Here is a 9,039-nt window from a genome sequence, read left to right on the forward strand (position 1 = left end):
CGGGATACGGCACCCGGGGCTGCAAGACAGCCCCGGTCCGATACTGTCGGTCATCCGGCTCGGCGCAACAACCACACACCCGCCAGCGCACAGATGCCTGCAGGTATCACCACCGCGAGCAGCGGCGGGAAGCCGAAGACCTGGCTGGAGGGGCCCAGCAAGTCCTGGGCGATGCGGAACACGAAGCCCACCAACACGCCGGTGAACACGCGCTGGCCCAGGGTCACCGAGCGCAGCGGCCCGAAGATGAAGGAGATGGCCATCAGCACCAGTGCAGCGGTGACCACCGGTTGCAGGATCTTGCTCCAGAACGCCAGCCAGTAGCGGGCATTGTTCAAGCCCTGGTCGGCCAGGTAGTGGATGTACTGCCACAGTCCGGTCATCGACAGCGACTCCGGTGGCAGCACCACCGTATTGAGCAGCTCAGGGGTGACCGACACATCCCAGACTTCTTCCGGCGCCTGCACCACTTCGGTGTGATCGCCACGGAAGAACGTGGTCTTGACGTCATGCAGGGTCCAGCGCTGGTCCTGGTAGGAAGCGCGACGGGCGAAGCTGGCGGTGAGAATCTTGCGCTGGTCGTCGAACCGGTAGCGGGTCACCCCCAGCAGCAGGCCATTGGGCTGCACCGAGTTGATGTGCACGAATTCATCGCCCTGACGATGCCACATGCCGCGCTTGGAGCTCTGCGCTTCACCACCGCCCTGGGCCAGCGAGCGCTCGGCCTGGGCCTTGTTCTCGGTGACCGGGGCGACGTACTCGCCCACCAGCAGGCCGATCAGCATCAGCACCAGCATGGGCTTCATCACCGCCCAGACGATACGGCCGATGGACACGCCGGCAGCGCGCATGATGGTCAGCTCGCTGCTGCTGGCCAGGCTGCCCAGGCCGATCAGGCAACCGATCAGCGCGGCCATGGGCAGCATGTCGTAAAGACGGCGCGGTGCGGTGAGCAACACGTAGCTGCTGGCATCGAGCAGCGTATAGGTGGCGCTCAGGTCGCCCATTTCATCGATGAAGGCGAACAGCGAAGCGAGGCCGAGGATGATGCCCAACACGGCCAGAATGGCCATCAGCACGCTCTTGCCGATGTAGCGATCGAGCTTAACCACGGGTCACCCCCGCGCGACGCGCAGCCATCTTCAAACGCAGCGGCTCCCAGTACATCAGCGCCAGGCCAATGGCCAGGAACAGGGCATGGACCCACCAGAAGCCGAGGGCAATCGGCAACTTGCCCTTTTCCAGGGCGCCACGTACGGAAATCAGCATCGTCAGGTAGGCCATGTACAGGAGAATCGCCGGCAGCAGTTTGAGGAAGCGGCCCTGGCGCGGGTTGACCCTGGCCAGAGGGACCGCCAGCAGGGTCACGACGAACACCAGCAGCGGCAACGACAACCGCCATTGCAGCTCGGCGCGCTCGCTCACGCCGTCGTGGCCGAGCAGGTCGCTGGTGGGGATGGCTTCGCGCTCGGTCACTTCCTGGCTGACCTCCGGCTTGGGCAACTGCACGCCATAGGTGTCGTAGCGGATCGCGCGGTAACCGGCTTCACCCGGGTTGCCGTCGTAGCGGTAGCCGTTCTCCAGGATCAGGTAGCGATTGCCGTCCTTCTGCACCTCCTGGTGACCTTTTTCGGCGACCAGTACCGAGGGTGCGCGGTCCTTGGACTTGTCCTGGTTGAAGCGCTTCTCGGAAATGAACACTCCGCCCAGGTTGACCCGGTCGTCGGACATCTGCTCGGCATAGGTGACCCGGGTCCCGTCGCGCAGGGTCTGGAAACGACCCGGCACCAGGGTATCGAACTCGGTCAGGGCGTCCTGCTGGGCGATGATCTTCTGCACCTGGGCAACGCCCAGGGGCGCCAGGCTCAGGCTCAGCCAAGCCACCAGCAGCGCCACCAGCGCAGCGGGTGCCAGGGTCAGCGCCAGCAGGCGCTGCTGGCTCATGCCGGTGGCCGAGAGCACGGTCATCTCGCTTTCCAGGTACAGCCGACCGTAGGCCAGCAGGATGCCGAGGAACAGCCCCAGGGGCAGGATCAGTTGCAGGAAGCCCGGCAGGCGGAAGCCCATGATCAGGAACAGCACACCCGGATCGAGCGCACCCTGAGCCGCCTGGGCCAGGTACTTGATGAAACGCCCGCTCATGATGATCACCAGCAGCACGGCGCTGACGGCGCTCAAGGTGACCAGCACCTCGCGGGACAGATAACGGAAGACGATCAAACCAGACACTCCTGGGTTGTCAGGGGCGGATTGCCAGACGCAGACTGATGACAGCCAGCACCTGTGCCGGTTCGCCCGAAGCGAACCTCCATTCAAAAGTGCGCGCATTATCCTGTGATTGGAGGCGCCTGTCACTTGGCGCCGCATCGAGGCGCCTGTCGAAGCCGTGAAAGGCCCGGAGCGCAGGCTCGCGCGCACCGCCGAGCGCTGGGAAAAGCACGCCGCGGGGTTGTCAGGGGGGCGTCGCCAGGCTCAAACTGGCCGCTTTGCCACTGGCCCGCCACAGCGTCGCCAGGCCTGTCGCGCCGCGGCGCGACAGGCGGCCCTCTGCACAGATCATTCGGGGAATCTCACATGCAACTGGTTGTAAAGACCGTAGCCGCAGCATCCGTGAAAACCGCCACACTGGTCCTGCCGGTCGGTGAAGGCCGTCAGCTGGGCGCCGTCGCCAAGGCCGTCGACCAGGCCAGCGAAGGCGCCCTGTCGGCCATCCTCAAGCGTGGCGACCTGGCCGGCAAAACCGGCCAGACACTGCTGCTGCACAACCTGCCGGGCCTGAAGGCCGAGCGCGTGCTACTGGTCGGTTGCGGCAAGGAAGAAGCCCTGGGCGACCGTGCCTGGCGCAAGCTGGTGACCAGTGTCGCAGGCGTGCTGCGCAGCCTGGCCGGCAGCGACGCCGTGCTGGCGCTGGACGACGTCGCGGTGAACAAGCGCGATGGCCACTACGGCAAGTATCGCCTGCTGGCCGAAACCCTGCTGGACGGCACCTATGTGTTCGACCGTTTCAAGAGCCAGAAAGCCGAACCCCGCGCCCTGAAGAAAATCACCCTGCTGGCCGACAAGGCTGGCCTTAGCCAGGTCGAACGCGCCGTCAGCCACGCCACCGCCATCGCCTCCGGCATGTCCCTGACCCGTGACCTGGGCAACCTGCCGCCGAACATCTGCCACCCCAGCTTCCTCGCCGACCAGGCCAGGGAGCTGGGCAAGGCGCACAAGGGCCTGAAGGTCGAGGTCCTCGACGAGAAGAAGATCAAGGACCTGGGCATGGGCGCGTTCTATGCAGTAGGCCAGGGCAGCGACCAGCCGCCGCGCCTGATCGTCATGCACTATCAGGGCGCCAAGAAGGCCGACCAGCCCTACGTACTGGTCGGCAAGGGCATCACCTTCGACACCGGCGGCATCAGCCTCAAGCCGGGCGCCAACATGGACGAGATGAAGTACGACATGGGCGGCGCCGCCAGCGTGTTCGGCACGCTGCGTGCCGTGCTCGAACTGCAACTGCCGATCAACCTGGTGTGCCTGCTGGCCTGCGCCGAGAACATGCCCAGCGGTGGCGCGACCCGACCGGGCGACATCGTCACCACCATGAGCGGGCAGACCGTCGAGATCCTCAATACCGACGCCGAAGGCCGCCTGGTGCTGTGCGACACCCTGACCTACGCCGAGCGTTTCAAGCCGCAGGCGGTCATCGACATCGCCACCCTGACCGGCGCCTGCATCGTCGCGCTGGGCAGCCACACGTCCGGCCTGATGGGCAACAACGACGACCTGATCGGCCAGTTGCTCGACGCCGGCCAGCGCGCCGACGATCGCGCCTGGCAACTGCCGTTGTTCGACGAGTACCAGGAACAACTGGACAGCCCGTTCGCGGACATCGCCAATATCGGCGGTCCGAAGGCCGGGAGCATCACCGCCGGCTGCTTCCTGTCGCGTTTCGCCAAGAACTACAGCTGGGCGCACCTGGACATCGCCGGCACCGCCTGGGCCAGTGGCAAGGACAAAGGCGCCACGGGCCGGCCGGTGCCCCTGCTGACCCAGTATCTGCTGGACCGCGCAGGCGTCTGAGCCATGGGGGCGGTGGCAGGCGCCGCCGCCCCTCGCCAGTCGCTCAACCAGCATGAGTAAAGTCGACTTCTACATCCTGCCCACCGATTCCCTGTCGGTACGGCTGGATTTCGCCTGCAAGCTGTGCGAAAAGGCCTGGCGCCTGGGCCATCGGGTCTATCTGCACTGTCAGGACGAGGCCCAGCGCAGCGAGCTGGACGAGCGCCTGTGGCGCTTCAAGGGCGAGGCCTTCGTTCCCCACGACCTGGCCGAACTGCACCTCGATGCACAGGTGGCTCTGGGCATAGGCAGTGACGCAGGCGCCCACCAGGATCTGCTGATCAACCTTGGCGCTGAAGTGCCAGCATTCGTCGGTCAGTTCGAGCGTGTCGCAGAGATCGTCGTCGAACACCCATCGGAGCGCCAATCGGCTCGCGAGCGATTCCGTTTCTACCGCGAACAGGGCTATGCTCTGCAGGACCACCGCTTACAGCGACTTTGACGACGATGGACAAACCCGCTTCCGTGAATCAATCCACCCACTTGCTCGACGACCTGGAGTCGATTCGCCAGCTGCTTGGCGACAGCGACCTGCAACCGCCGCTGCTCACCGACACCGTGGAGCAGACGCCCCTGCAGTTGCAGCCATCGCCGGCGACCCCGCCAGAACCTGCCGTCGCAGCCGAAGATGCGCAGACCCGCCGCCAGGACACCCTGCTGCACCTGGAGGCCGAATTGCGCGCCGCCGCGCAATCGATCATGCAGGATGTGATCAAGGACTACACCCCTCACATCGAAGCCGAAATCAAGCGTCGCCTGGAGGCCCGCATGGAGCGCCTGGTCCAGCGTTCGGAATAGCTCGCCCCGCGCGGCGGCAAGGCCAGGTCGGCCTGTACCGGCAGGGCCGGTCGACCTGCGATGAGGGCTGGCGCGCTCGCCTTGTCGCTGGCAGCTTGGTTATACTTCCCGGCTTTCCCGAATTAATGCCTAAGGGTCCCGCCGCGCATGGATAAGACCTACCAGCCGCACGCCATCGAAACTTCCTGGTACAACACCTGGGAGTCCGAGAACTATTTCGCTCCGCAAGGTGCAGGCGAGTCCTACACCATCATGATTCCGCCGCCCAACGTGACCGGCAGCCTGCACATGGGCCACGGTTTCAACAACGCGATCATGGACGCCCTGATCCGCTTCCGGCGCATGCAAGGGCGCGACACCCTGTGGCAGCCGGGCACCGACCACGCCGGCATCGCCACGCAGATGCTGGTGGAGCGTCAACTCGAGGCGAAAGGCCAGAACCGTCATGACCTGGGTCGCGAGCAGTTCCTGGAGAAGGTCTGGGAATGGAAGGCGCAGTCGGGCGGCAACATCAGCCGGCAGATTCGTCGCCTGGGTTCCTCGGTCGACTGGAGCCGCGAACGCTTCACCATGGACGACGGCCTGTCCGAGGCGGTCAAGGAAGCCTTCGTGCGCCTGCACGAAGACGGTCTGATCTACCGTGGCAAGCGTCTGGTCAACTGGGATACCAAGCTGCACACCGCCATCTCCGACCTCGAAGTGGAGAACCACGACGAAAAAGGTCACCTGTGGAACCTGCGTTATCCACTGGCCGATGGTGCCCTCACTGCAGAGGGCCAGGATCACCTGGTGGTCGCCACCACTCGCCCCGAGACCCTGCTCGGTGACGCGGCCGTGGCCGTCAACCCGACCGACGAGCGCTATCAGGCCCTGATCGGCCAGTTCGTCGAACTGCCGCTGGTGGGTCGCCGCATTCCGATCATCGCCGACGACTACTGCGACCCCGAGTTCGGCACCGGTTGCGTGAAGATCACCCCGGCCCACGACTTCAACGACTACGAAGTCGGCAAGCGCCATGATCTGCCGCTGCTCAACATCTTCGACAAGAACGCCAGCGTGCTCCCTGCTGCGCAGGCGTTCAACCTCGATGGCAGCGTCAACGAGGCCGTCGACACCGCGCTGCCGGCGCAGTACGCCGGCCTGGACCGCTTCGCCGCGCGCAAGCAGATCATCGCGGACCTGGAGGCCCAGGGCCTGTTGGTGGGCATCGACGACCATGCCCTGAAGGTCCCCAAGGGCGACCGTTCCGGCACCATCATCGAACCCTGGTTGACGGACCAATGGTACGTCTCCACCAAACCGCTGGCCGAACCGGCCATCGCCGCCGTGGAAGATGGCCGCATCCAGTTCGTGCCCAAGCAGTACGAGAACATGTACTTCTCCTGGATGCGCGACATCCAGGACTGGTGCATCAGCCGCCAGCTGTGGTGGGGCCACCGCATCCCGGCCTGGTACGACGCCACCGGCCAGGTCTATGTTGGTCGTGACGAACAGGAAGTGCGCCGCAAGCATGGCCTGGGCGACGACGTGAGCCTGCGTCAGGACGACGACGTGCTGGACACCTGGTTCAGCTCGGGCCTGTGGACCTTCTCCACCCTCGGTTGGCCGGAACAGACCGAATTCCTGAAGAAATTCCACTCCACCGACGTTCTGGTGACGGGCTTCGACATCATCTTCTTCTGGGTCGCCCGGATGATCATGCTGACCATGCACCTGGTGAAGAACGACGATGGCACCCCCCAGGTCCCGTTCAAGACCGTGTACGTGCACGGCCTGGTACGCGACGGCCAGGGCCAGAAGATGTCCAAGTCCAAGGGCAACGTGCTCGACCCGCTGGACATCGTCGACGGCATCACCCTCGACGCCCTGCTGGAAAAGCGCACCAGTGGCCTGATGCAACCCAAGCTCGCCGAGAAGATCGCCAAGCAGACCAAGGCCGAGTTCCCGGAGGGCATCGCCAGCTACGGCACCGACGCCCTGCGCTTCACCTTCTGCTCGCTGGCCTCCACGGGGCGCGACATCAAGTTCGACATGGGTCGCGTCGAGGGCTACCGCAACTTCTGCAACAAGATCTGGAACGCCGCGCGCTACGTGCTGGACAAGGGGGAGGACTGCGGCCAGAACGGTGAGGCCTGCGAATTGTCGCTGGCCGATCGCTGGATCATCTCGCAGTTGCAGCGCACCGAAGCCGAAGTGACCCGCCAGCTCGAGCAGTTCCGCTTCGACCTGGCCAGCCAGGCGCTGTACGAATTCATCTGGAACCAGTATTGCGACTGGTATCTGGAGCTGTCCAAGCCGGTGCTGTGGGACGAGAACGCGCCGGTCGAGCGCGCCCGCGGTACCCGCCGCACCTTGGTCCGCGTGCTGGAAGTGGCGCTGCGCCTGGCCCATCCGTTCATGCCGTTCATCACCGAGGAAATCTGGCAGCGCATCGCCCCGCTGGCCGGTGTGCACGGCAAGACCATCATGTTGCAACAGTGGCCGGTGGCCAATGAACAGCGCATCGATGTGGCCGCCGAAGGCGATATCGAATGGCTCAAGGAACTGATGGTCGGGCTGCGCAACATTCGCGCGGAAATGAACATCGGTCCGGGCAAACCCCTGCCGCTGTTCCTGAAGAACGCCAGCGCCGAGGATCAGCGTCGTCTGCACGACAACGAGGCCCTGCTCAAGAAGCTGGCCAAGGTCGAATCCTTCACCGTGCTCGGTGAACAGGATGAAGCGCCGTTGTCGGCGACCGCCCTGGTGGGCGACCTGCAAGTGCTGGTGCCGATGGCAGGCCTGATCGACAAGAACGCCGAGCTGGCGCGTCTGAACAAGGAAATCCAGCGCCTGCAAGCCGAGGTCCAGCGGGTCGGCGGCAAGCTGTCCAATGCCGCCTTCGTCGACAAGGCACCGCCTGCGGTGATCGACAAGGAACGCGCCAAGCTGGCCGAGTCCGAGCAGGCCCTGGCCAAATTCACCGAGCAGCATGCACGGATCGCTGCGCTGTAATCCCTGCTGTAACCCCTAGAGAGACCGCTGGGGCCGCCCTGCGGCCCTTTCGCGTCCACCAGGGCGCGAAGGTGCTGCACGCAGCCCCAGGGCCTGGACCCGACCATGACCCACAAACCCACCCTGCACCCGCGCAACCGCCACCAGGGTCGCTACGACTTTCCCCGCCTGATCGAGATTCATCCCGACCTCGCCCGCTTCACCCTGATCAATCCCCACGGCAAACCCAGCATCGACTTCGCCAACCCCGAAGCGGTCAGGGTGTTCAACCGCGCCCTGCTCAAGGCCCAGTACGGCATCGAGCACTGGGACATTCCCGCCGATTACCTCTGCCCACCCATTCCGGGGCGGGCCGACTACATCCATGTCCTGGCCGATCTGCTGGCCGAGGACAACCAGGGGCAGGTTCCGCGTGGCAAAAAGGTGCATGCACTGGATATCGGCGTGGGCGCCAACTGCATCTATCCACTGCTAGGCCACAGTGACTATCGCTGGTCATTTCTAGGCTCGGACATCGACCCGGTCGCATTGGCCTCGGCGCGAGCCATCGTCCAGGCCAACGGCCTGACCAAGGCGATCGAGCTGCGCCAGCAGGCGCTGCCCTCGCACATTCTCGGCCACCTGCTCAAGGCCAGCGAGCGCTTCGACCTGACCCTGTGCAACCCGCCGTTCCACGCCTCTCGTGATGAGGCGACCCGTGGCAGCCAGCGCAAGTGGAAGAACCTCGGCAAGCAGGATCCGAAGCGCCGCTTGCCCGTGCTCAATTTCGGCGGGCAGAACAACGAGCTGTGGTGCGAAGGCGGCGAGATTCGCTTCGTCAGCCAACTGATCGGCGAAAGCGTCGCGTCTGCCGGCCAGGTGCTGTGGTTCACCAGCCTGGTGTCCAAGGCCAGCAATCTGCCGGGCATCGAGGCCGCGCTGAAGAAGGCCGGTAGCCGCAGCCAGCGGATCGTCGAAATGGGCCAAGGTCAGAAACAGAGCCGCATGGTCGCCTGGAGCTTCCATGACGACGCCGCACGCGCCGATTGGCATCGCCGCCGCGACAACCCCCAGGCATGAAAAAGCCGCGCCCCGGCGCCCCCGGGGCGGCCCCCGACAGCATCCTGCCCCACGGCCAGGGTTCGTGGGATACCCGCACAGTGC

7 protein-coding genes are annotated in these 9,039 nt (G+C 65.0%); 5 read left to right on the forward strand and 2 right to left on the reverse strand.

Translation table 11 applies throughout. The features are described 5' to 3' along the window. Positions 1-50: 50 nt before the first annotated feature. Both lptG and lptF read right to left on the reverse strand, forming a co-directional pair. Complete coding sequence (lptG, locus tag IAE34_RS11875; protein WP_200139147.1) at positions 51-1,112, reverse strand: LPS export ABC transporter permease LptG; 1,062 nt, start codon at positions 1,110-1,112, stop codon at positions 51-53. Then, complete coding sequence (gene lptF / locus IAE34_RS11880; RefSeq protein ID WP_200139148.1) at positions 1,105-2,220, reverse strand: LPS export ABC transporter permease LptF; 1,116 nt, start codon at positions 2,218-2,220, stop codon at positions 1,105-1,107. Before lptF ends, lptG begins: the two co-directional genes overlap by 8 nt. Before the next feature lie 354 nt (positions 2,221-2,574). Between lptF and IAE34_RS11885 the strand changes: the two genes are divergently transcribed. The 5 genes from IAE34_RS11885 to rlmF all read left to right on the forward strand — a co-directional run bounded on the left by IAE34_RS11885 (position 2,575) and on the right by rlmF (position 8,955). Then, positions 2,575-4,065, forward strand: a complete 1,491-nt coding sequence (locus tag IAE34_RS11885; RefSeq protein WP_200139149.1) for a leucyl aminopeptidase — start codon at positions 2,575-2,577, stop codon at positions 4,063-4,065. Positions 4,066-4,117: 52 nt separating this feature from the next. Continuing rightward, a complete protein-coding gene (locus tag IAE34_RS11890; protein WP_200139150.1) occupies positions 4,118-4,546 on the forward strand; it encodes a DNA polymerase III subunit chi in 429 nt (142 codons plus the stop codon). Positions 4,547-4,551: 5 nt separating this feature from the next. Then, positions 4,552-4,902, forward strand: a complete 351-nt coding sequence (locus IAE34_RS11895) for a DNA polymerase III subunit chi (RefSeq protein ID WP_200139151.1) — start codon at positions 4,552-4,554, stop codon at positions 4,900-4,902. Between the two features lie 147 nt (positions 4,903-5,049). Further along, complete coding sequence (locus tag IAE34_RS11900) at positions 5,050-7,896, forward strand: valine--tRNA ligase (protein WP_200139152.1); 2,847 nt, start codon at positions 5,050-5,052, stop codon at positions 7,894-7,896. A gap of 105 nt (positions 7,897-8,001) precedes the next feature. Continuing rightward, positions 8,002-8,955 (forward strand): 23S rRNA (adenine(1618)-N(6))-methyltransferase RlmF, encoded by a 954-nt coding sequence (rlmF, locus tag IAE34_RS11905; protein WP_200139153.1) that lies wholly within the window; start codon positions 8,002-8,004, stop codon positions 8,953-8,955. The last annotated feature ends 84 nt before the right edge of the window (positions 8,956-9,039 follow it).

Origin of the sequence: Pseudomonas sp. S30 (assembly GCF_016518545.1) — a bacterium.
Taxonomy (GTDB): domain Bacteria; phylum Pseudomonadota; class Gammaproteobacteria; order Pseudomonadales; family Pseudomonadaceae; genus Aquipseudomonas.

Excerpts from the sequence above, each read along its gene's own strand:
- IAE34_RS11885 (WP_200139149.1), top strand. The coding sequence starts at position 2,575 with ATGCAACTGGTTGTAAAGACCGTAGCCGCAGCATCCGTGAAAACCGCC.
- IAE34_RS11890 (WP_200139150.1), top strand. The coding sequence starts at position 4,118 with ATGAGTAAAGTCGACTTCTACATCCTGCCCACCGATTCCCTGTCGGTA.
- IAE34_RS11895 (WP_200139151.1), top strand. The coding sequence starts at position 4,552 with ATGGACAAACCCGCTTCCGTGAATCAATCCACCCACTTGCTCGACGAC.
- IAE34_RS11900 (WP_200139152.1), top strand. The coding sequence starts at position 5,050 with ATGGATAAGACCTACCAGCCGCACGCCATCGAAACTTCCTGGTACAAC.
- rlmF (WP_200139153.1), top strand. The coding sequence starts at position 8,002 with ATGACCCACAAACCCACCCTGCACCCGCGCAACCGCCACCAGGGTCGC.